The organism is Sporolactobacillus shoreae (genome assembly GCF_004684935.1).
Lineage (GTDB): Bacteria > Bacillota > Bacilli > Bacillales > Sporolactobacillaceae > Sporolactobacillus > Sporolactobacillus shoreae.
This window is the reverse complement of the sequence record NZ_SRJD01000006.1, coordinates 90,574-112,423: the sequence shown is the minus strand read 5'-3', so window position 1 is coordinate 112,423 and position 21,850 is coordinate 90,574. Positions and strand designations below refer to the sequence as shown.

General features: G+C 44.4%; 18 protein-coding genes and 3 tRNA genes. 1 reads left to right on the top strand and 20 read right to left on the bottom strand.

All coding sequences use genetic code 11. The features are described from left to right. Nucleotides 1-12: 12 nt before the first annotated feature. From E4665_RS07480 to E4665_RS07465, 4 genes are all read right to left on the bottom strand, one after another. Complete coding sequence (locus tag E4665_RS07480) at nucleotides 13-813, bottom strand: PTS mannose/fructose/sorbose transporter subunit IIC (RefSeq protein WP_135348169.1); 801 nt, start codon at nucleotides 811-813, stop codon at nucleotides 13-15. Nucleotides 814-842: 29 nt separating this feature from the next. Next, entirely contained in the window at nucleotides 843-1,820 is a 978-nt protein-coding gene (locus tag E4665_RS07475; RefSeq protein ID WP_135348168.1) for a mannose/fructose/sorbose PTS transporter subunit IIA, read from the bottom strand. A gap of 146 nt (nucleotides 1,821-1,966) precedes the next feature. After that, nucleotides 1,967-2,464 (bottom strand): PTS sugar transporter subunit IIB, encoded by a 498-nt coding sequence (locus tag E4665_RS07470; RefSeq protein ID WP_135348167.1) that lies wholly within the window; start codon nucleotides 2,462-2,464, stop codon nucleotides 1,967-1,969. Nucleotides 2,465-2,745: 281 nt separating this feature from the next. After that, entirely contained in the window at nucleotides 2,746-5,598 is a 2,853-nt protein-coding gene (locus E4665_RS07465; protein WP_167815147.1) for a sigma 54-interacting transcriptional regulator, read from the bottom strand. A 575-nt stretch (nucleotides 5,599-6,173) separates the two neighbouring features. Between E4665_RS07465 and gap the strand changes: the two genes are divergently transcribed. After that, on the top strand, nucleotides 6,174-7,181 hold the full coding sequence (gene gap, locus E4665_RS07460; protein ID WP_135348166.1) for a type I glyceraldehyde-3-phosphate dehydrogenase: 1,008 nt from the start codon (nucleotides 6,174-6,176) through the stop codon (nucleotides 7,179-7,181). A 451-nt stretch (nucleotides 7,182-7,632) separates the two neighbouring features. Here the strand turns inward: gap and E4665_RS07455 are convergent, their stop codons facing one another. From E4665_RS07455 to dnaB, 16 genes are all read right to left on the bottom strand, one after another. Next, a complete protein-coding gene (locus E4665_RS07455; RefSeq protein WP_241654728.1) occupies nucleotides 7,633-8,040 on the bottom strand; it encodes a JAB domain-containing protein in 408 nt (135 codons plus the stop codon). Between the two features lie 191 nt (nucleotides 8,041-8,231). Next, on the bottom strand, nucleotides 8,232-8,519 hold the full coding sequence (locus E4665_RS07450) for a hypothetical protein (protein WP_135348165.1): 288 nt from the start codon (nucleotides 8,517-8,519) through the stop codon (nucleotides 8,232-8,234). Between the two features lie 190 nt (nucleotides 8,520-8,709). Beyond that, nucleotides 8,710-8,913 carry a hypothetical protein gene (locus E4665_RS07445; RefSeq protein ID WP_135348164.1) on the bottom strand — a complete coding sequence of 68 codons (204 nt, stop codon included), beginning with the start codon at nucleotides 8,911-8,913 and terminating at the stop codon, nucleotides 8,710-8,712. A 321-nt stretch (nucleotides 8,914-9,234) separates the two neighbouring features. Then, entirely contained in the window at nucleotides 9,235-9,510 is a 276-nt protein-coding gene (locus E4665_RS07440; RefSeq protein WP_135348163.1) for a bacteriocin immunity family protein, read from the bottom strand. Nucleotides 9,511-10,169: 659 nt separating this feature from the next. Then, nucleotides 10,170-10,649: a 23S rRNA (pseudouridine(1915)-N(3))-methyltransferase RlmH gene (gene rlmH / locus E4665_RS07435; protein ID WP_135348162.1), complete on the bottom strand. Its 480-nt coding sequence runs from the start codon at nucleotides 10,647-10,649 to the stop codon at nucleotides 10,170-10,172. A gap of 495 nt (nucleotides 10,650-11,144) precedes the next feature. Continuing rightward, nucleotides 11,145-12,380 carry a S1C family serine protease gene (locus E4665_RS07430; RefSeq protein WP_135348161.1) on the bottom strand — a complete coding sequence of 412 codons (1,236 nt, stop codon included), beginning with the start codon at nucleotides 12,378-12,380 and terminating at the stop codon, nucleotides 11,145-11,147. A gap of 357 nt (nucleotides 12,381-12,737) precedes the next feature. Continuing rightward, on the bottom strand, nucleotides 12,738-13,532 hold the full coding sequence (locus E4665_RS07425; protein WP_135348160.1) for an MBL fold metallo-hydrolase: 795 nt from the start codon (nucleotides 13,530-13,532) through the stop codon (nucleotides 12,738-12,740). 42 nt (nucleotides 13,533-13,574) lie between these two features. Then, nucleotides 13,575-14,381: a two-component system regulatory protein YycI gene (locus E4665_RS07420; RefSeq protein WP_135348159.1), complete on the bottom strand. Its 807-nt coding sequence runs from the start codon at nucleotides 14,379-14,381 to the stop codon at nucleotides 13,575-13,577. Next, nucleotides 14,381-15,703 (bottom strand): YycH family regulatory protein, encoded by a 1,323-nt coding sequence (locus tag E4665_RS07415; RefSeq protein ID WP_135348158.1) that lies wholly within the window; start codon nucleotides 15,701-15,703, stop codon nucleotides 14,381-14,383. Before E4665_RS07415 ends, E4665_RS07420 begins: the two co-directional genes overlap by 1 nt. Beyond that, on the bottom strand, nucleotides 15,700-17,511 hold the full coding sequence (walK, locus tag E4665_RS07410; RefSeq protein ID WP_135348157.1) for a cell wall metabolism sensor histidine kinase WalK: 1,812 nt from the start codon (nucleotides 17,509-17,511) through the stop codon (nucleotides 15,700-15,702). The genes E4665_RS07415 and walK overlap by 4 nt, the downstream gene beginning before the upstream one ends. After that, nucleotides 17,508-18,224, bottom strand: coding sequence for a response regulator YycF (gene yycF / locus E4665_RS07405; RefSeq protein WP_135348156.1), 717 nt, complete (start codon nucleotides 18,222-18,224; stop codon nucleotides 17,508-17,510). Before yycF ends, walK begins: the two co-directional genes overlap by 4 nt. A 265-nt stretch (nucleotides 18,225-18,489) precedes the next feature. Further along, nucleotides 18,490-18,562, bottom strand: a tRNA-Phe gene (locus E4665_RS07400). A gap of 78 nt (nucleotides 18,563-18,640) precedes the next feature. After that, nucleotides 18,641-18,716 (bottom strand) — tRNA-Asp (locus E4665_RS07395). 2 nt (nucleotides 18,717-18,718) lie between these two features. Then, nucleotides 18,719-18,795, bottom strand: a tRNA-Met gene (locus E4665_RS07390). Between the two features lie 222 nt (nucleotides 18,796-19,017). After that, a complete protein-coding gene (locus E4665_RS07385; protein WP_135348155.1) occupies nucleotides 19,018-20,304 on the bottom strand; it encodes an adenylosuccinate synthase in 1,287 nt (428 codons plus the stop codon). Between the two features lie 147 nt (nucleotides 20,305-20,451). Further along, on the bottom strand, nucleotides 20,452-21,819 hold the full coding sequence (dnaB, locus tag E4665_RS07380; protein ID WP_135348154.1) for a replicative DNA helicase: 1,368 nt from the start codon (nucleotides 21,817-21,819) through the stop codon (nucleotides 20,452-20,454). Nucleotides 21,820-21,850 lie beyond the last annotated feature (31 nt).

Sequence of the window (21,850 nt, the reverse complement as noted above, 5' to 3'; positions counted from 1 at the left end):
TCCGCCTCCTTCTCAGTAGTTATCAATAATATCGTCTAAAGGATCACCGGTATTTCCACCATTACCTGAGCCGCCTTGTTTGGAAAGTGCCAAATAGATAAGTGCAAGGGCCACACCGATGGCACCAAGACCGATAAGTGTGATTTGTGTAACCGTCGCTAAGACGAAACCAATGGCGAAGAATGGCCATACCTCTTTGGTAGCCATCATGTTGATAACCATTGCATAACCAACGGCGACCACCATTCCCCCACCGATTGCTAACCCGGCTGTCAGCCAAGTCGGCATAGCTGCAAGCAGGCCTCTAACTGGCCCGGCACCAATCGCCAAAATTAATGCAGCCGGGATTGCGATACGTACCCCTTGCATACAGATAGCAATGATGTGCCAGAGTTCAACCTTTTTGATACTTCCTTCTCTGGCCGCAGCATCCATAAAGTGTACAAATGCTGTGGCAATCGTACGGCAGATGATTGTTAATAATAAACCGGCAACGGCAAGCGGAACAGCGATCGCGATTGCAGAAGGGACACCAGCGTTCCCCTGTCCGCCAAGAACTAAAATAATTGCAGATGCAACGGATGCCAATGCAGCATCCGGCGCTACAGCAGCCCCGATATTTGCCCAGCCAAGAGCAATCATTTCAAGGGTACCACCTAAGATAATGCAAGGTATTACATCTCCTGTAACTAAGCCGATCAACGTGCATGCAATTACGGGCTGGTGGAAGTGAAATTCATCCAGGATTCCTTCCATACCAGCTAGAAATGCGACGATAACGACTAATATCACTTGAATAATATTCAGATCCATGATTATTAATCCTCCCTTTCTGCTGATAATTAAGAATACTTTAATTTATTTAGCTCTTCCTGAGCTTTCTTGATAATTTCGTCCATGTTCGCTTTAGAATCGTTTGGTACCTTACGTACATCGAAGTCCAGTCCAGCCTTTTTCAACTTAAGGAAAGTATCAATATCCTCTTGGTCAAAGGCTAGCACCTTGTTCGGTTGAACTTTACCAGTTGAGTGCGCCATAGAACCAACGTTGATCGTCTTCAATGGAACGCCACCTTCAACTGCTCTGAGCGCATCTTGTGGACTTTCGAAAAGAAGTAACACGCTTTCACCACCGAAGTGTTGATCATCTTTCGCAAGTTTGATCATTTGAGCGACAGGAATAACATGTGCTTTGACGCCTGGCGGTGCAGCCTGCTGGATCAATTTCTTACGAAGCTCATCCTTAGCTACTGCGTCAGATACGACAATAATACGCGTAGGTTGTGTCGTTTTTGCCCAAGCAGTCGCGACTTGCCCGTGAAGTAAACGAGAGTCGACACGTGCCAGTACATATTTGAATTTCCCTGGAGTACCCTTCTTTGACTGTTGTGCATGAGTTACATGAGTTGCTTCTGCCGGTGCTAATTCTTCAGGTTTTACTTTGACCCCTTCTTTAGCTGCTTCTTGAATATGTGCTGCAATTTCATGTGCTGTTTTCACTGATGAGCGTGAAGCATATGCTTCGATCAACATCGGTAAATTCATACCAGCAACGATGGCCCATTTATCTTTGTGCTCTTCAAACAAGCTGTTGACTTGGTTGAAAGGGGTACCGCCCCAGAGGTCGACTAAAAACAGCACTTCTTCTTGATCGCTGAAAGAGGCGATGGCTTCTTTCAACTTTGCTTTAATGTCATTGGGACCTTCATTTGGCATTAAGGTAACGGCTCTGACATTTTCCTGCTCTCCAAAAATCATTGAGCCGGATTGGAAAATGCCTTCAGCAAAACCACCGTGGCTTGCCAGGATAATACCAACCATTGTTTATACCTCCTACTATAAATATTTATACCTTACTAAAGCATCCAATTATGTTACCGTTTTCATTAAATTGAAACGCTTCTCACCCCCCTTCATGTTCAGGCAAGTACAAAGGAACAGAGTAGAAAAAATAAAAATCGTTTGATCTACACCAAGCCCTTTTCGGAAAGAGATTTCCAGAGATTTTTTGAGCTATCGTTGGAAACCTTGCGGACATCAAGCTTAATCCCGCGCTCATGGAACCACTTGAAAGCTGCCACATCGTCCTCATTGACAGCTATCGCATCGGTAACCATAACCCGCGTCGTGTCAAAACTGATCGCACCAATGTTGACCGAATCAATCCTGACACCCCCTTCGACAAGACATCGTGCATCAACTGCGTCCTCAACAAGAATCATCGGTTTTAAAAAGCTAAAACGCGGATCATGATAGAGTCTTATCATTTTTTCCACCGTAACAACATTCGCTCTGATTCCAGGAGGTGTAGCTTGTATGATCAATGTTCGGCGTGTCAGATCCTTAGCCACACGGTCTGATACAACTAAGATACGATTAACCTTAATGGCTTTTGCCCAATTAGTAGTAACCTGCCCATGAATCAAGCGACTGTCAATACGTAATAAGCGAATATCCATTGTCATGACGATCCACCATCATCTCTAGTCCGACTAAAACATTTAATACCACCCTCCACTTTTTTTAATAAAATAATCTACGCAAATCACGTATTCGTAGTTTAAAAAATGTGTCATAGCCTTTTCATGATTTAGGACTCAAGCGACAAGGGCAAAGCTCATCAGAAAACGTTTACACTAAAGTATAAGCAAATTACATGCCAATTTTTGTGTATCATATAAAAAAGTTGGTGCAGCAGGTTTATCGACTAATTAAAAAAAGCAACTGACACACTACAATAAGTGTGTCAGTTGCTTTGTGTATCATTTTTTTCTTTTTCTGTGTTAAATAATTCGACGATAAAATACACTTCTGGATCCGAAAGATTGACATTAAGCGTCTTATGCAGAACCTCATTCGCCTGTTTAACGATGGGATACATTTTTTCCGTTCTGACACGAGATAGTCTTTGCTCATCAACACTCATTTCTGAGCGTGTCAGATAACGCTCAAGTGCTCCTGCCATATGCATGATCAAACTAATTTTGAAAGCATTTGACATTTTAGCTTTACTGCGCTGCTGAATAAAGCCGCAATAATTCCACAATATTTTTGCAATTTTTACAGGATTAATGAATGTAAAGTACTGTCCCAAATATTTCTGACTCATTTCTTCAGTTAATAATTCTGACTGTTCCAGAGCCTCTGTTTCACGTGCAGTATGATTGTTTATTTCTTCGATCAAACCGACAAAACTCTCGCCTCCCCCCTGAAATAAATTTTCTAATGAAACAAATGGAGCAGCAACCTGGGGTTTCACAACACCGGTCGTGGCCACGATTTGATAGTTTTGCTGGATCTCAGCAATCTGTTCTTTCATATTCACGACCGAAACGGTGATCACTGTAATATCATCAATTAGATTGTCGACTAATATCTTATCTAACAGATCCTTAATTCTCCGAGCTGTTCCTTCGCCAGTCGAGCAAATCGCAATAATAGCCTTCTGTCTTTGATTTGATCTTTTCTGTACATCGTTCTTTTTTTTCTGGACCCTTTCAATCGTTCGTGAATAGCCATTAAATTCACGCAATTCCCGATATACTGTTTCCAGATCACTATCGATCAGTGCTGTTTTACGGGCTGCTTCCAATACCATCGCTGTAGTCACCATATCGATCGTTTTAACATGAACATTCGTTTTCTCTGTCAATTTACTGCTAAATGTACTAAGAGACCCCATATCGACCAATAGTAAAACCCCGTTGTCCTGATCAATACTTTTAACTTGTGATGCAATGCCATCCAATGCGACTTTAGGACTCATTTCAAGCGGCATATCATAGGCAGCGATATTATCGACCGACAGCAGTTGCGAAACAACTTGCACCATTGAGGATGCGGTACTGTTCCCATGGGCTGCCACAACGATTCCAACTTTTCCGGTTTTTGGTTCTGATTTTAAAGATACTAAAAGAATCGCCATGTAATACATTTCAGATTCAGGAATAGGAAAATGATAATGATCCTCGATCAAATCTTTAACTCGCTCAGCAATCTTGAGTTCAGCTGGATAGTCGTGGACCATTGAAATCAAATCAGACGAAATAGTGCGCAACGGTTTTCCTGACTGGATCCGTTTAATAAAAGAACTGATGTGTAAACTCATCGCGTAGATGAAATTATCCCTGACTGGATAATTTTCTCTTTCTTGAAGCAGTTGCTGGATCTGCTTTGTTAAGTCAATAATTTCTTGATCAACGATCTCATTCAGACTGTTGACCGTTTTTTCCAATTTCCCCTGATGATAAAAAGACTTTAAATGCAAATTGATATCGGTCATAATGAAGTTATTGATCGCTGCTTGATCCAATCCTTCTTCTTTCAGCAGCGCAGCTTTATCGCCGATGATTTCATACAAATTATAAGGCAGTTCATAACTGTCAATGTCAGGCAGACCGCGTTTAGCATCGGGCTTGATCACCATCGTTGGTTCCAACAAACGGCTTAAATTACCCAGTTCTTGCCGATTATTAGCCAAGTTGGAAAGTCCATCTTTAATATTAGGTGGCAACTGACTAAAAAGCAGAGTTATTTCATTTTTATTATGCATGCTGTTCAAAAAACCTTGAGCACACACTAATTGAATATTAGATTTCAACTGCCCAACATTGCCGTATGTTACACTTCCCAGCAAAGCTTGAACGACATCTTCACTTAAACGAATATTTTTATGGATACGATTCGCTTCAAGCGTTAATAGTTGTTCTAATAATTGCAACTTTTCACGTGCATTTCTTTGGTTAAAGCCCGGCAGCTGAATGATGATCGGGATACGACGGACAAAAGTCTGCAGCAATGAACTCTCCGGATCTTCAGTCGTTGCGTAAACAAGTCTGACGTCCGCATGATGAACTTTGGTCGTTTCGCCTAAACGGCTGTATGTTCCATGATCCATAAAATAAAAAATCATTTCTTGCCCCTCAGGCGGTAGACGATGTACCTCATCAAGAAAAAGCATCCCGCCATCAGCTTCCTGAATCAGGCCATCTTTATTATCGTTGGCACCAGTAAAAGCCCCCTTGACGTAGCCAAATAGATGCGACATCAATAACTGCGGATTGTGTGCGTAATCCGCACAATTGAATGTGGTAAATCCCTTTTTGGAGATGATCTCCCGATCCAGTGCAAAATGGTACATCTTATTAGCAAAATACGTCTTACCGGATCCTGTCGGCCCAATGATCAGTGTATTCAGTCCGTGCGGCGGATAAAGTAATGCTGCTTTGGCCTGCTCGACTTGATTCCTTAGGCTATCGCGACTGCCAATCATGTTCTCAAAAACATCCACTTCGTTCCTATTTGCAGTATAGTTCTCTTCAATGTTTTGATCACTGATACGAGCATCCCCTGCAAACCCGATGTTGGGCTTCTGCTGCATCTTACCTTTACGTTTCCCGGCTGCATGATTCACGACATAGTGAACCGGTCGACCATTTGTCTTCTTAATCCTTCCCTCTCGGACAAGCTGATTTAACTCCCTGCTCACATTCGAGCGAAGCACACCGGTCGCTTCGGATATTTCGTTCGTTGTAACACCTTCAGACATACTAAATGTGCGCTTTTCCAGATAGGTTAAAATTTTTTCACGCCGTGTCATTATATGCCCTTCTTTTTTAACTATATTGTGTGTCGCTAGTGTATCACAAGTCAAAAAAGTAAGCGAGTTCATTGTCTTGAATACTGGATTTATTTTCGCCTAAATAACGTGCATTACCGCACATTCATACCAATAATCTAACCTGATTTTTTCATATTAAGGGGATCAGGCTATTTTGTTGTTGCTTAAAAAGTACAGGGGGGTGCGCAAATAGACTAGATACACAAAATGTAATCAAGGCTTTAAAAACCCTTCTGAAGGGAAAAAATATATGGAGGAGAATCAATTGATTATCAAAAAATCAATTCACCGGTTTTTATTATTCAGGGACAAAAAATCGAAGCGTGCTCCATTAGACACGGCAAATCGCTGATTTGCGCTATTCCGGTTACCCTATCCCAGAATGTTCAGTGAGTTGAGAGATGAAACAGAAACAGTAAATCAAGATAATCGGATTATTATGGCGAAAGTGGTAAACTTATATCGTTGAAGCATACCAATGGCTGGGACCGCTCTTTCGTTAGAATGTGATTTTTTTGTTCAGAATTCAATAATTAGGACATGGAGGGTTCACAATGACTGTAAAAGTCGGTATTAATGGATTTGGCAGAATTGGCAGACTGGCATTCAGAAGAATCAAAGAAATTAAATCGGATCTTGAAGTTGTCGCGATTAACGATCTTACCAATCCCGAAATGCTTGCCCATTTATTAGAATTTGATACAACATTTGGAAAATACAACGGAACGGTCAGCGCCGGAGAAGACAGCATCACCGTAGATGGAAAGCATATCCATATTTATGCAGAGCCCAATGCTGAAAATATCCCGTGGGCCAAAGAAGATGTCGATGTCGTAATTGAATCAACGGGATTCTACACATCGGCTGAAAAATCAGCCGCTCATTTAAGAGCCGGAGCAAAAAAGGTGCTTATTTCCGCACCATCGGGGCAGATAAAAACAGTTGTCTACAACGTTAACGATGACATCCTGAACGGCGAGGACCAGATTATTTCGGTAGGTTCCTGCACAACAAATTGTCTCGCTCCGATGGCCAAAGCGTTAAACGACGCATTCGACATAAAAGTCGGAACGATGACGACCGTTCACGCATACACAGGCACGCAGATGCTGCTCGACGGACCGGTCAGAGGCGGTAATCTGAGAGCAGCCCGTGCCGCCGCGGAGAACACTATTCCGCATTCAACCGGAGCTGCCAAAGCAATCGGGCTGGTCATCCCGGAATTAAACGGCAAATTAAAGGGACATGCCCAGCGCGTTCCGGTAAAAGACGGATCGGTTACCGAACTGGTCGCTGTCGTCTCCAAAGAAGCCACTAACGAAACCGTCAACGCAGCGATCAAAGAAGCGACTGTAAATAACGAGTCTTTCGGTTTTACAGACAAGGAAATCGTTTCTTCGGACATCATCGGCACCCATTTCGGCTCGTTGTTTGATGCCACTCAGACGGAAACCTCCACTGTTGATGGCATTAATCTCGTCAAGGTCGTCTCCTGGTATGACAATGAATACGGTTTTACCTGCCAGATGATTCGCACGCTTGAGAAATACGCCAAATTATAATGCGTTTTTTAAACGAAATAGATGATTAAGAACCGGAAATGGATTTATTTTTCCGGTTCTTTTTCTGCCCACAGTCTGCGCTCCGTGTTTTAATATTGGCCGTTAATCAGGCGGTGCCACATTTAAAATCATGCATATGATAAAACAGATTAAAAATACAGCACGCTTTGCAAATAGCAGGATGAATATCACAAAAGCCGGCGTCATACTTGATTTTCTTAAATCTCGTCTGAAACAGACCGTTTGTAGAGATCCTGTTCACGCATGTTCCCATCGTTTTGCAGAAGTGAAACGAGAAGTATCAAGTAAATATCCGGTTTGTGAGAAGCCCACACCCGTACCGCCTCATCAAAACGACAAAACATCAAAATGCATGAAATCAAGCCGAGAAACGGGAGATTATTCGTCTGAACAATTTCCCGTATCAATTTGAGCAAGCTGAGCAAAACTGTTATTTTTCTTCTATCTCATTGTCATCGTCAAATTCTATTGTTGCTGTCAAAATGGTGTGGTCTGGATAACCAACTGTCTCTGATTTATAGTCTTGCGGTTTCAAATTTCTGTAACTATTTACTTCGCGGGGATGAACAATTGAGGAATTCAGGTTGCCAATATGGCAAATGTTTATCGATGTTGGCTGATTTTTTGTGTCCAGCGTAACAACAACGAAATACTCTCGATCTCTACACTCCAAAAGAGGTTTAATGCATTGATAACCGTCCTCTGGAGAACGGATGAATCGATTGCTGTACAGCATGTTTTTCTCTTTAACCACCCTTAACGAAATGACACTGATCCGCTTCGCACCTTTTGCATGTTTCATTCTGATTGATGGTTGAGACTCGTATAATGTATCCATATCATTACTCCCTTCAAAAAAATAAAATAAAAAAGGATTGAGCAACTGATACGCGCTCAATCCTTTTTCAAAAGAATAATATAAATTTGGAAATAATGTTTAATACGGTATACTGATTTCAAAAAAGCAATGTATTACTGTAGTGCATGTTTTCTTGTTTTATTATGAAAACTGCGAAACAGATAAATCTCTCATTCATCAAAGCCAAAGTCTGTCACTTTAAGTGTGCGGCAATTCTCACTAACTGTTCTGACTGTGTTTTGGGGAATGCCCTTCTTGACAGTTGCATTCACGTCAAGCGATATTTCTACGTCACTGCCATCGATCGAAGCCAGACGGCTGATGATTTCATCAACCAGACGGCTGACATCACGATTGATTCGGGTATTGTCCAACCTCGCCGACATATAGAAATGCGCATTCTTTGGTGTCTCTTTAACCTGAGGTATGTCTGGATACACAACAGGTACAGAAGTCACGTGGCGGACGTTCCACCCTCAAATGTGGAATTATTGCTACCAAAATTGAAAAACCCGGATTCGCACAGCGTACTTTTGCCATTGCGCCTACGGAAGCACACATTTCGCTCATGAAATCACTTTTATTCTATTAAAACAATTCTTATGGTTCCTTTGGATTCTTTGAAACACCATCTTAAATGAATGATGTTCATTCATCCGTTTCGATTAATCTTGCAACATCATGGCCGCAAGTTGCACATTTTCCTTCTAATAAAATGCCAGCGCGATCTTCCTTAATGACGTAACCAACAATCTCAACAGTATCACCACAATGGCCGCACCAAACATTACGTCGCAGTTGTGCCCTGACTGTCTTAGGTATGGACAGCCATTTTTCATTTGGAGTTACCATCCTACACGCCTCCTTCTATTATTAATTTATATTCTATATGCTATCTAAGCAATCACTGATCGCATTTACAAGTGGGGAAATTTCTTGTTGGTCGGCTGAATCTTTCAAATTAGAAAATAATCAGCTTTCGAAATCTACATTCTATGCGTTTTTAACTAACTTATAAAGGGACAATTTGAAATCACGTTTCCAAAATCCCTGAAAAAGGAAATACGAAGACTGAATCCGTTTAAAAGCTTTTCCTACTTATGGAAAGGTTCAACTAAACATATGGTAAATTGAAGTCAAAAACATCTATCATCAGAGTGCCCTAGATGACTCTTATCTCGTAAAATTGATCATACCTCTTTCACCATAGCCAAGGTATTGACGGGAAAGTTCAGTATAAAAAGTAACCATTTTAGGAGATAACTGTTGTTTAACAGCTAAGATAGACAACTCAGATTTGAGGTGAGAAGCAACTGCCCTATCGTTTTCTCCTTTTTCAAGCGCTTCTTTTGCTTTTAAAAGCGATTGACGCTCGATATCAGACACTTTGGGGTCTACAATTAAATCAAACACACTGTTCAACGCCGTTGCCTTGTTCTTTTTTTTCATTTTATACTCCTTTCTTTTACATTAAAGATGAAAAGACTTAACCCAACCGTCAGCCCTAGCCTGGCATGATCAAGTCCAAATTTGTGTGTAAATTCTCTCAGGCAGAAAGAAGCTTTTAACTAAGCGTTAAATAAGGGCATTTCCCTCAAATTCATATTCTAAAAATCCTATTATATATCTCACAACATCAATAATTTTTTGTGTTGTCAAATCAGGCATATGCCGATTCCCAAAAATATTTTCAATATAGCAATTGTTTAAATTCATAGGAGCCCGGGGTTGGTCATTATTACTTTTCCAATTATTTTGCTACTATCTCCAAAGTAAATTTGGGTATTCTTTCTAATCAAGAATGCCCTTTTACACTTTCTCGAAATGATCAACTCCTTTTTAATGAATCACTTTCAAACAGTAAGTTAGCCGACTTCAAAATAAATGAATTAGCGCTGTATATAATAAATAAATCCTTTCAAGAAACTCAAAATGGCTGACAAAAGAGTGGAAAGATCGAATTGAACTTTCCCCCTCAAAATTCAAATTCTTCCGGAGTTACTTATTGGTTTAATCAATAGACTTGGCAGACGCATTGGAATTATTGACAAATCTCATAATATTTCTCGCTCATTAACGATTTTAGTCTTTTTGAAATATGTTTACCGTTACTTATGGTAAGGTTCTCCCCTCACGATCTTAAACGCGCGGTAAATTTGTTCGACCAAGATCAGTCGCATGAGCTGGTGAGGGAAGGTGAATTTAGAAAAGGAGAGCTGGAAGTCCGCCCGCCGCAGGACTTCGTCGCTTAAACCGTTTGATCCGCCGATGACAAAGGAGATGTTGCTGTGTCCGTAGGTGGCAAGGTCTCTTATTTTTTCGGCAAAAACTTCGGAAGGCATTTGTTTGCCCAAAATAGCGAGCACGATGACATAGGCTCTGTCCGGCAGTTTCCCCAGCAGCCGTTCGCCCTCCGTTTTCTTTATCTGCTCAATCTCCGCCTCAGAGAGACTCTCAGGAGCCTTCTCATCAGCTACCTCGGTAATAGAGACTTTTGCATAGGGCTGGAGACGTTTGATGTACTCCTCAATCCCCTGCCTGAAATATTTTTCTTTCAATTTGCCGACCGTTAAAATTTCGATATTCACAACTTATCCCGTCCTTATACATAAGTTATACACAGAACTTATGCACATATCCACAGCCCGTGTCCACATTCTGTATGGAATCAGGCGTTTGCCACAATATCTGCATACCGAAAAATATCAAATTTTGTCGAATGTGGATAACCACTGATCTGCTGTTCTTATTATAAGCTTTATTATCTGTTTTTTAGCTGCTTTTTCCATACAAGTAGCTCCTGCATAGTTTCAGCGCCCCGTTCCTTTCATGCGTGTGCCTTTGTTCACGCAGGTATTAGGCTGTTTTCTCAATTTCCCGGCGCGGATCAAATTATTTATCGTTATCAACAGTTTTTCGTGAAATGTGGATAACTTGTGCATAAATTGGAAGGAATAGGCACAGGTTGTGCACATTTAAACGATTTCTGCCCTCCTTTAAGTTCAGTTTGCCAAACAAAAATCCGACTGAAGAATCAGCCGGATTTTTGTTTGGCATTAAGTTATATGCGAACCAATCGCTAATTACGAGAATGTTTTACTGCCAAGCGTCAGCGCCGCTGTGTGCAGTTTCCCCATCCGATAGAATTGAATCCGGACGGTCTGGCCAGCCTTAAGGTTTGTATACATGTACGTTGAAAAAGAAATGTAACTCGTGATCTTTTGCCCATTAATGGACGTTATGACATCGCCGGCTTCCAAGCCGCTCTTCTTGGCCGGACTTCCGGTCTGTACATCGGTCACAACCAAACCGGACTTGACTGATTTCGGAAGCTGCAGCTGACTGGTTTCATCCGCGGGCACCATTGACAAATCAACAATGCTGACGCCAAGCATCGGCCGGACAATTTTTCCGCCGCCCTCCAGCTTGCTAATTACCGGTTTGGCCACGTTAATCGGAATCGCGAAACCTATTCCTTCAACACTTGTATCCGTTCCCGATCCTGTGGAAGCAATCTTGGACGAGTTGATCCCGATAACCTGCCCAGCGATATTTACAAGAGCGCCACCGCTGTTTCCTGGATTGATCGCCGCATCCGTCTGCAGCACCTGAGCTTCAATCGAAGCATTGTTCGCCTGGACAGGAATCGTCCGATTTGTCGAGCTAATAATGCCTTCAGTTACAGAACCGGAAAATCCGAGCGGATTGCCGATCGCAATCGCCGGTTCGCCGCGCTGCAGAATCGCAGAATTTCCGAATTCGGCAACCGACTTGACATCCGTTGAAGAAATTCTAAGGACGGCCAGATCGTACAATGCGTCCGTTCCAAGTACTTTGGCGTCTACCTTCTGGTTGTCACCCATCCGGACTTCAACTTTTCCGGCTCCGGAAACCACATGATCGTTCGTCACGACATAGGAATACGGACCGGCGCGCTTATAAATAATTCCCGATCCGATGCCGGACTCCGTGTATTGATTATCAAAAAAGTTGGCCTTCTGCAGGTTGATGACCGCGACAACCGCGGGAGAAACCTTGGCCACTGCAGCCGTCACACCTGAATTGACCTTCACATTAACCTGCTGAGTTGTCGTCCCCGAACCTCCAAGATTGCCTGTACCCTGCGTCCCTGTGGTTACCGAATAAGGTAAAATACCCAGGTCGGATAAAATGGGGGCAAAGATAAGAAAGCAGACGATTCCGACTATTGCCCCAATGAAACCGGCAAAAAACCAGCCGCTTCTGTTCCCTGGCGAACGTCTTTGCCGCGTCCCGGATTCCGGTATGTTTTCCGTACGGTTCTCGTCGTAATATTCCATACCCTGTTTTCCTCCTCGTATTCCATTCTCGCCAACTCTCACAAATGATTATCAGCCGACGAATTTTCTTTATCCATAATGTAACACCGGCAACGCGTTTTAATAAAAATATGTGACTATTTATATACAATATTAAAGAATTCAACATCAGGTTTTTTTATAAGGATGCCCTGCTTCACCTCATCATAAAAGGAGCGTTTATGTACGAAATTTCCGACCGCACTTGCAGACCTGTAAAAAAATTAGGCTCTGTTAAAGCTTCATGTTGATTTTGCTCCTTTGTTGATTTGAGTACAAGGTGCGGGACAGCGAGCCCATGGAGCGAAAAGCAAGAGACAAGTTTATCAGAACCAAAAATTAAATAGCGGTTAGCTGTGTCGCGCGGTCCGGATCGGTATCAAAAAGACTGAGATCTCTGCCTATTTTAAGCCCGGTACTTTCTAGCTTCTGTCCAACGCTCATTCTGGCCAGCTCTTTCATATTGTTGTCCTTGCTCAGATGGGCTAAATATATTTTCTTTGTCCGGTTACCCAGGACTTCCGTCAGAGCAATTCCTGACTCATCGTTTGAAATATGCCCGGTATCACCAAGAATTCTCCGCTTCACACTCCACGGATAGCGGCCCATCATCAGCATTTCCGTATCATGATTGGCTTCCATCACATAAGCGTCCGAGTCACGGATCAATCCTTTGATGTGTTCGGAAACATAGCCGAGATCCGTCAGCAACGTTAACTTCCGGTCACCGTCATGCGCGATGTAAAACATCGGATCTGCGGCATCATGTGACACTGAGAACGACTCAATATCAAGATTCCCGAATTTTTTTGTTGTATTCGCCTGAAACTCAAATTTCTGTTCCAGCGGTATATCTCCTGTTACGGATGTCATGGCCTGCCAGGTTCTTTCATTAGCATATACTGGGGTCCGGAAGCGGCGTGCGAAGACACCGAGTCCCTTCACGTGGTCACTATGTTCATGCGTCACCAGGATGGCGTCAACATCTTCAGGTTTGCGGCCGATTTGTGCTAGCAGATCGATCATCTTTTTCCCGCTCAGACCGCAATCAATCAGAAGCCTCTGTTGCTGCGTTTCTATATATAAGGAATTACCTGTGCTCCCGCTTGCGAGAACACTATAACGCACTGCCATTTCTACCACTCCCACAGGTTACAATGAATGTCTCTCTAATGTTTAATTAAGTGTCTGCACATTCCCCGACATTGCGTTGACGAAATATTCCTGACTGCCTTTCCCGGTCTGCACAACGATGTGCCACGCGGGAATAAAAATCAGCGGATCCGCCCCGGCGTCACTCACAAGATTCACATAACCCAGCTCAACCGTCTTGATAATGGGACGCTCAGAATCAAGTAAATCTGTGTTTTCCCCTAAATTGCTGATCGCTTTGTCCGCACTGATGATATCGACATAATTAGATCTTTTAAATTGAAAATAGCTTTGCTGATAACCAACCGCACGTTTCTGGCTGATTGTAAATGAGAGCATTTGAATATTGCTCCGCTTACTGATAAACACGGGCCGGTCATTATAAAGCTGAACAAAATTAACGGTTCTTGCCTTGGGATCATTTTTCCAATAAGTATAGGACTGGCCTTTATACACCAATGACAGAATGGCCTTCTGTAAATCCGCATTGTTCATATCTCCCGCGATCGGGGAAGCAAGGGTTCCATGCAACTGCATTCCCTGATCGTCAATGCTGATCTTTTGACCAGGTGAACCATTTCCTGAAGCTATCATGCCAGCAATGGTATTTTTTTCTTTTGAAAAATCAACCCGGCTTCCACGCAAGAACGTGACATTCTGAGGCGTAGGCGGAATGGTTGTACTGATACGGAAGGTATTATGCGTACCGGGACTTTCGTCCAGTTTTTCAACGCCCTGATCCTGCTGTCTCACATAAAGTTCAAAGACCAGAAATGCATCAAGAAGAAGAAAACAGACAATAAAAATAGATTTTGTTTTGCTCCAGTTCATTACGGGTTCGCCCCCTGCTGGCCCGGCCGGCGTGACCCGAGTGTAGCATCTTCCGAGTACCATCGATTGTTTATTTTATAAAACCAGTCCGGCAACGCCGTTAATGATGTGTTATCGTTTGACTGGGGGTTGGCGATCCGATAGCCAATGGCCATATCCTCAATTCCTTCGATCGGAACCCCGTTTTTTTTCAGTGTCGTCAGTACCTCGTTTCCGGAATCAAGCGTCACCGAACCTGGTTCATCAATGCTGCTGAAAGTGATCAACGTTCTGTTAAAACTGCTCAGGTCCTGATTTTTCCAGGTCAGTTCCATCGCTGTCAGATAAGGGCTTGGATAATATTCAGTATTATAAACCATATAGTTGCCTATCAGAAGACGGAATGTAACGGTATCCTGTTGATTGGAAGACAGCGTCAGACCGTCATACACAAAGTTATTTGTCCACGCTTTGAAATTATTGATGAATTCAAAGCTGTGAAAAATAGGATCGGTCATTTCAGTTGAACCGCTGATCCCAGGGTTCACGTATTGAAGGATATTAGAGTTGTTTTCAAGCTGGCGCGTTCCATCGGTGTATGCTGTTTTTCCTCGGTAATGAAAAACATTTTTCGGATCTGTAAACAGTATCGGTATAAACGCGTCAACCGGAATTTTCTGGATGTAGGTAATTTCCGTATTGACTTTAGTCGGCCCAAGCGGAAGGTAAACCATTTTGTTTCTCAGACGATGTGGGCCATAGAGTCCTGTCTGTCCTCCTGAGAAAATCTGGTTCAGACTGTTCAGGCTAACTTTGGAGACCGTAGCAGAAAACTGGTCTCTGTTATCCTGAGACCGGAAAACCGCGGCCATCCCGCCACCGGAAACAGGAAGATAAATTTCCACACGGTCAACACTTGTGTCCTGCGGAATTTGCACATTGTTGTCTCCAAACCGGAATATTTTCTTCAAGGTCCCTTGCATGAGCGGGGCAGGAAAAATGATTTCATAAGATACGGTGTCCGTCTTTTTTAACAGACTCTTCTGGCGGTTGCTCGGAAGAACGTTGCTGAAAACCGCATTCTGGAAAATTTTATATCCGCTCACAACCCTGCCGTTATCTGTTTGCCCTACGGTCCCTTCCGGCTCTTTCTGGAGGATGAGAGAGGGACGAATCACGCTGGTCAGCTTTTGGGACTGGGCGATGGCGACCGGAGTTGCTGAATTCGAAGTCCCGCCGTAATTCTTAAAGTCTGATTTGTAGAACCAAATGTTCCAGGTCATCGCGATGCTTGACAGTACCAAAACTCCGAGCAGAATGGATTTAAATACCTCGCGGTTCATCTCTGGTCACTCTCCCGGTCAAGCGGAAGGATGAAGTGAATCGTTGTGCCGCGATTCCACTCACTTTCCGCCCAGATTTCTCCGCCCTGCGCCTCAATCATTTCCTTGGCAATCGCAAGCCCCAGTCCCGTGCCTCCAAGCTTCCTCGAGCGGGCCTTGTCCACTCTGTAGAACCGTTCGAACACTTTGGCCAGATTCTCCTTTGGGATACCAACCCCTTGGTCACTGATTGCCGTGCGGATTTTGTTGCCTCTTCTTGTCACCTGAAAAGTAATCAGGCCGCCCTCAGGCGAGTATTTCATTGCATTTGAAAGTATATTATCAATAACCTGGGTCAGTTTGTCCCGATCAATCTGGACATAAAAAGACCCCTTTGGCAGCCTTCGGTTAAACTGTATATTTTGGTTTTTGGTCATTTCAAACCGGTCAATGATTTCTTCACAAAATAGGACATAATTGGTTCGCTGAAGATTCAGTTTATATTCTTTTGCATCCAGACGGGAAAGCTGCAGCAGATCCTTGACCAGCCGGATCATCCGTTCCGTTTCCTTTTGTGTCACGTCGAGGAATTTGGCCGCGAGTTTCGGATCATCTACCGCTCCATCCTGCAGCGCCTCCAGATAACTTTTCATTGTTGTCAGCGGCGTGCGTAATTCATGGGAAACGTTCGCCACAAATTCGCGCCGTTCCATGTCAACCTGCTCCTGCTCAGTAACATCATGAATCACAGCGATGAGTCCGTTGGCCAACCCGTTCTCCTTTTTCACAATAGAAAAATTAGCCCGGAGCAGTACCGTCTGCTGGTCGCTGCTGAAGTCGAGAACAATTGATTCCGTCAGGCCATACAGATCCATGATTCGATAATCATTTCTGATCCTGAGAAGATCAAGAATCGAATTACCGATGACGTCGTTACGATAAACGCCCAGCAGTTCTTCCGCGCGATTATTCATCAGAATCACATTTCCCTTGCGGTCAGTAGCAATAACACCGTCAGTCATATAAGTGAGCACAGATTTCAGTTTCCGACGTTCCGACTCTGTCGTCGACGTCGCTTCACGCAGCTTGGTCGTCATATTGTTAAACGCTGCCGCCAGCTGACCAATTTCGTCCTTTTCAATCATATCGACTTTCCGGTTAAAGTTACCCTGCGAAACCGCGAGCACCTGACGCTGCATCTGAACAAGGGGCTTGGTTATTGTCCGGGCAAGAAAGAAGCCCAAAATAGCCGTTATAAGAAGGGAGAAGATGGTTGCCGTAGCCAGTATTTTGTTGATCAGCTGCAGCTGGGCATACACCCCTTCAAAACTCTTCTCAACATAAAGCACGCCATATCGTTGACTGTCGACCATAATCGGAACCGTCACGATATCCACGCGCTCGCCGCTGCTACCGTCCGTACGCCTGTATTTGTTCGCAGTTGTTGATGACAAATTCTGGATAATAAGATCGTTCGTCGTGCTTTTCCCAACTGACTGCTTATCATCCGCCGCTACAATCACGCGGTTTTCATCAATTACTTCAATTTCCCTGATGTTGTCCACTTCGGAAAACTGGCTGCTTATCTGATCCGCCATTTGACTCGGATCATCAATATTCGTGTCCCTTGATTCCCTTAGGACCTCCCCGATGTTCACCGCGATCAGCTTACTCTGGTTGACGAGCGATTCTTCAAAACTGTTCAGCTGCATGGTTTTGAGGCTGTCCGTAAAATACACACCGATCAGCTGCATCGCAAGCAAAATCAGCAGGGTATAGACAAGTACGATCTTGAATTGAATCGATTTAAAAAAACCGACCTTGTTCATTCCGCCGGCTCCTGATCCGGTGCATTCAAATAATAGCCGACACCGCGTCGGGTAATAATCCAGATCGGGCGGCTTGGATTGTCCTCAATTTTCTCGCGCAGGCGGCGCACTGTGACATCAACTGTCCGGACATCTCCGAAGTAATCGTAGCCCCAGACCGTCTGCAGAAGATTTTCCCGGGTCATTACCTGGCCCATGTGATCGGCCAAATAGTGGAGAAGCTCAAATTCTCGATGCGTCAGTTCGACCGCCTTGCCTCTTTTTGTTACAACGTAGGCATCCAGATGGATGACCAGATCACCGATTTCAATATCATTTTCTTTCCCTTTTTCAGTTTCATTTGATTCCTGTTTGTGCCGCCTGAGATTGGCTTTGACCCTTGCGATCAATTCCCGGTTACTGAATGGTTTCGTCACATAATCATCGGCACCCATTTCCAGCCCAAGTACTTTGTCGATCTCAGAATCTTTGGCCGTGAGCATAATGATCGGCATATTATGTGTTTTGCGGACTTCGCGGCAGACTTCCATGCCATCCTTAACCGGCAGCATCACGTCCAGCAGAATCATGTCCGGATCCTCCTGCTCTACCTTATCCAGTGCTTCCTGGCCGTCATAGGCGCAAATTACGTCATAGCCTTCCTTTTCAAGATTAAACTGCAATATATCAGCAATTGGCTGCTCGTCATCAACAACAAGAATCTTGTTCCCCATCATGAATGCCCCCTTTGGGAAAAATCCGATTATCTGTTTTATCATTCGTTCTTTTCAATTTGAAATGAGGGTATTAATCTTTATTCATATTTTATGTTGGCCGGTACTGGAAACTTTTCCGCACAGGATCCTTTCCCATTCATTTTACCATAACAGCGCTTGCTCTGTCATAGCGGCAGCAGATGAACAAGGCTCCCGGAGATCCCGGGAGCCTTGTTCATCTGCCTCTATTCAGCGTTATGACCCGCTCATTTTTGATAAAACATGGCTCGAGGCGGAATCGAACCACCGACACGAGGATTTTCAGTCCTCTGCTCTACCGACTGAGCTATCGAGCCATAACATATATGAAACAGCATGTTTGAAAGAAAAACTGTTATGTAGCTAAAACATACTGATAAAAAACAATAAAAAAATGGCGGGTCCGAGCGGACTTGAACCGCCGATCTCCTGCGTGACAGGCAGGCATGTTAACCACTACACCACGGACCCATTGGTTGCGGGGGCAGGATTTGAACCTGCGGCCTTCGGGTTATGAGCCCGACGAGCTACCAGACTGCTCCACCCCGCGATAATTAATTATTCGGTTCGGCCAAAAGGGTTTAACAGAAGCTCCCTTTTTGCGGCACAGACAATATTGTATCATCGATAGCGGACAAAGGCAACTCTAAAATTTAATTTTCTCTGTTTTGCACCTTCTTCCGGTAGTCAGACCGTCACTATAACCGAAACAAAAACCGGGACAAAAAATTTTTTTGCCCCGGTCATCTATAATGTTTATTCTGTTTAAGTATCAGGCGAAGACACTGCGCACTTCAATCGTCTGGCCGCGGTCCGGACCGACAGAGAACAAGGACAGCGTCACACCGGTTAGTTGGGAAATCCGTTCAATATAATGGCGGGCATTTTGCGGCAGATCAGATAGTGACCGTGCGCCTGTGATATCTTCAGACCAGCCGGGCATTTCTTCATAAATCGGTTTGCATTCCGCAAGGATATTCAGGCTCGCAGGAAATTCTTCAATGATTTTGCCCTTATACTCATAGGCCTTGCAGATCTTTACTGTATCAAGACCCGTCAGTACATCAACGCAATTGAGTGAAAGGTCCGTCAGCCCGCTGACGCGGCGCGAATGGCGGAGCACGACGCTGTCAAACCAGCCGACCCGGCGAGGACGGCCGGTCACTGTCCCGTATTCATGGCCAGTTTCACGGATCTGATCACCGATTGCGTTATTTAATTCAGTCGGGAAAGGTCCGTCACCAACCCGGGTTGTATAAGATTTCGCGCAGCCGACCACATGATTGATCTTCGTCGGGCCGACACCCGCACCAATCGTCACACCTCCGGCCACGGGGTTGGATGAGGTGACGAAGGGGTAAGTCCCTTGGTCAATATCGAGCATGCAGCCTTGAGCGCCTTCAAACAAAACCCTTCTGCCGGCATCCAGTGCCTCATTCAGTACCGCAGACGTATCACAGACTAAATGGCGGATCCGTTCTCCGTATGCCAGATATTCACCATAGATGTCATCAATATTGAAGCCTTCACTGTCATACATTTTTTCAAGGAGCCGGTTTTTCAGCGCCAGATTTTTACTCAGTTTTTCTTTGAAAGTCTCCGGTTCGAGGAGATCGGCCATCCGGATGCCGATCCTTGCGGCTTTGTCCATATAAGCCGGGCCGATGCCCTTCTGTGTTGTTCCGATCTTGGAAGAACCCTTGCTTTTCTCTTCAAGGACGTCAAGTTTCAAATGGTAAGGCAGGACCAGATGCGCCCGGCTGCTGATCCGCAGGTTATCGGTGCTGATGCCACTCTCTTTCATGTAGTCCAGTTCCATGCAGAGCGATTTCGGATTGATCACCATACCGTTGCCAAGCACACAGATTTTATCCTTGTATAAAATGCCTGAAGGCATAAGCCTCAGTTTATAGGTTTTCCCATTCCAGACAATCGTGTGGCCCGCGTTGTCTCCGCCCTGATAACGGGACACCACTTCCGAATTTTCGGACAGATAATCTGTGATTTTCCCTTTTCCTTCATCGCCCCACTGGGCGCCCACTACAACTACAGAAGACATACATCCAGCCCCCTACTTCATCCTGTTAGAAATTTTCTCTCAGATCCTTGTTAAGTCTAACAGTTAATCAATTTAAAAGTCAACGTAGATAAACGAACAATTTATGCCAATCAATAATTTTTGTTCGTGTTTTGTGTCGCTTTTGATTTATGCCCCTCGCGGAATATCTTCCTGATGATTCCGGTCAATGTTGACAAATTTGTTGTATTCCTTAATAAAAGCGAGTTCAACCGTACCCACAGGACCATTTCGCTGTTTGGCAATGATGATCTCGATAATGTTCTGTTTTTCGCTTTCTTTGTTGTAATAATCATCGCGATAGAGAAAAGCCACGATGTCCGCATCCTGTTCAATACTTCCGGATTCGCGGATGTCACTCATCATCGGCCTTTTGTCCTGACGGGATTCCACCCCGCGAGAAAGCTGTGACAGAGCAATGACCGGCACATCAAGTTCACGGGCCATCGCTTTCAGCGTCCGGGAAATTTCCGAAACCTCCTGCTGGCGGTTTTCCTGTCGGCCGCCACCTCCGGACCCTATAATTAACTGCAGATAATCAATAACAACGAGATCCAGGCCTTTTTCCTGTTTCAATCTCCGGCATTTCGAGCGAATGTCATTTACACGGATACCTGGAGAATCGTCAATATAGATTCCGGCACGTGATAAGGTACCCATCGCCATCGTCAGTTTCTGCCAGTCATCATCCTCAAGACGGCCGGTACGCAGTTTCTGCGCGTCAATGTTCCCTTCGGCGCAAAGCATACGCATGGCCAGCTGACGGGCACCCATTTCAAGACTGAAAATCGCGACATTTGCCTCATTTTTTGTGGCCACGTTCTGCGCGATATTGAGTGCGAAAGCCGTTTTACCCACAGACGGACGGGCCGCCACAATAATCAGATCACTCTTCTGAAATCCCGCTGTCATCCGGTCGAGCTCCAGAAATCCGGTGGCTGTTCCTGTGACGTCATCTTTCCGGCTTTGCAGCGCCTCTATATTGTCATAGGTTTCAATCAGGACATCCTTAATCGACCTGAATTCACCTGTCCGTTTCCGTTCCGCGACTTCAAGAATCTGTCTCTCGGCATCGTCGACAATGCTCTCGGCCTCATCTTCTCTTGTATAGCTGTCAGACACGATCTGGGTCGCGGTGCGGATCAGGCGGCGAAGGAGCGATTTTTCCGCAACAATATTGCAGTAAAACTCAATGTTGGCAGCGGTAGGCGCGGAACCGGCCAGATCAGCGAGATAGGAAACACCGCCTACCTCCTCCAAATGTTTCCCGGACTGCAGGGCATTCGTCACGGTGACAACATCAACCGGCTCGTTGCGGTCAAACAACTGGATCATAACGGAAAAAATGAGCTGATGGCTTGTCCGATAAAAATCTTCGGGTACGAGCAGCTCCGTTGCCGTGACCACTGCTTCAGGTTCCAGAAAAACCGCGCCCAGCACAGCCTGTTCGGCCTCCGTATTATAGGGAGGCGTTCGATCGGCAAATAAGTCACTCATGACGCATTCTCCTTCAAGTTAATCATATCCC

What these genes read in the sequence shown, in the direction of transcription:
- E4665_RS07480 (WP_135348169.1), bottom strand. Translation starts at nt 813, where the DNA reads ATGGATCTGAATATTATTCAAGTGATATTAGTCGTTATCGTCGCATTT.
- E4665_RS07475 (WP_135348168.1), bottom strand. Translation starts at nt 1,820, where the DNA reads ATGGTTGGTATTATCCTGGCAAGCCACGGTGGTTTTGCTGAAGGCATT.
- E4665_RS07470 (WP_135348167.1), bottom strand. Translation starts at nt 2,464, where the DNA reads ATGACAATGGATATTCGCTTATTACGTATTGACAGTCGCTTGATTCAT.
- E4665_RS07465 (WP_167815147.1), bottom strand. Translation starts at nt 5,598, where the DNA reads ATGACACGGCGTGAAAAAATTTTAACCTATCTGGAAAAGCGCACATTT.
- gap (WP_135348166.1), top strand. Translation starts at nt 6,174, where the DNA reads ATGACTGTAAAAGTCGGTATTAATGGATTTGGCAGAATTGGCAGACTG.
- E4665_RS07455 (WP_241654728.1), bottom strand. Translation starts at nt 8,040, where the DNA reads ATGGATACATTATACGAGTCTCAACCATCAATCAGAATGAAACATGCA.
- E4665_RS07445 (WP_135348164.1), bottom strand. Translation starts at nt 8,913, where the DNA reads ATGGTAACTCCAAATGAAAAATGGCTGTCCATACCTAAGACAGTCAGG.
- E4665_RS07440 (WP_135348163.1), bottom strand. Translation starts at nt 9,510, where the DNA reads ATGAAAAAAAAGAACAAGGCAACGGCGTTGAACAGTGTGTTTGATTTA.
- E4665_RS07430 (WP_135348161.1), bottom strand. Translation starts at nt 12,380, where the DNA reads ATGGAATATTACGACGAGAACCGTACGGAAAACATACCGGAATCCGGG.
- E4665_RS07425 (WP_135348160.1), bottom strand. Translation starts at nt 13,532, where the DNA reads ATGGCAGTGCGTTATAGTGTTCTCGCAAGCGGGAGCACAGGTAATTCC.
- E4665_RS07420 (WP_135348159.1), bottom strand. Translation starts at nt 14,381, where the DNA reads ATGAACTGGAGCAAAACAAAATCTATTTTTATTGTCTGTTTTCTTCTT.
- E4665_RS07415 (WP_135348158.1), bottom strand. Translation starts at nt 15,703, where the DNA reads ATGAACCGCGAGGTATTTAAATCCATTCTGCTCGGAGTTTTGGTACTG.
- walK (WP_135348157.1), bottom strand. Translation starts at nt 17,511, where the DNA reads ATGAACAAGGTCGGTTTTTTTAAATCGATTCAATTCAAGATCGTACTT.
- yycF (WP_135348156.1), bottom strand. Translation starts at nt 18,224, where the DNA reads ATGGGGAACAAGATTCTTGTTGTTGATGACGAGCAGCCAATTGCTGAT.
- E4665_RS07385 (WP_135348155.1), bottom strand. Translation starts at nt 20,304, where the DNA reads ATGTCTTCTGTAGTTGTAGTGGGCGCCCAGTGGGGCGATGAAGGAAAA.
- dnaB (WP_135348154.1), bottom strand. Translation starts at nt 21,819, where the DNA reads ATGAGTGACTTATTTGCCGATCGAACGCCTCCCTATAATACGGAGGCC.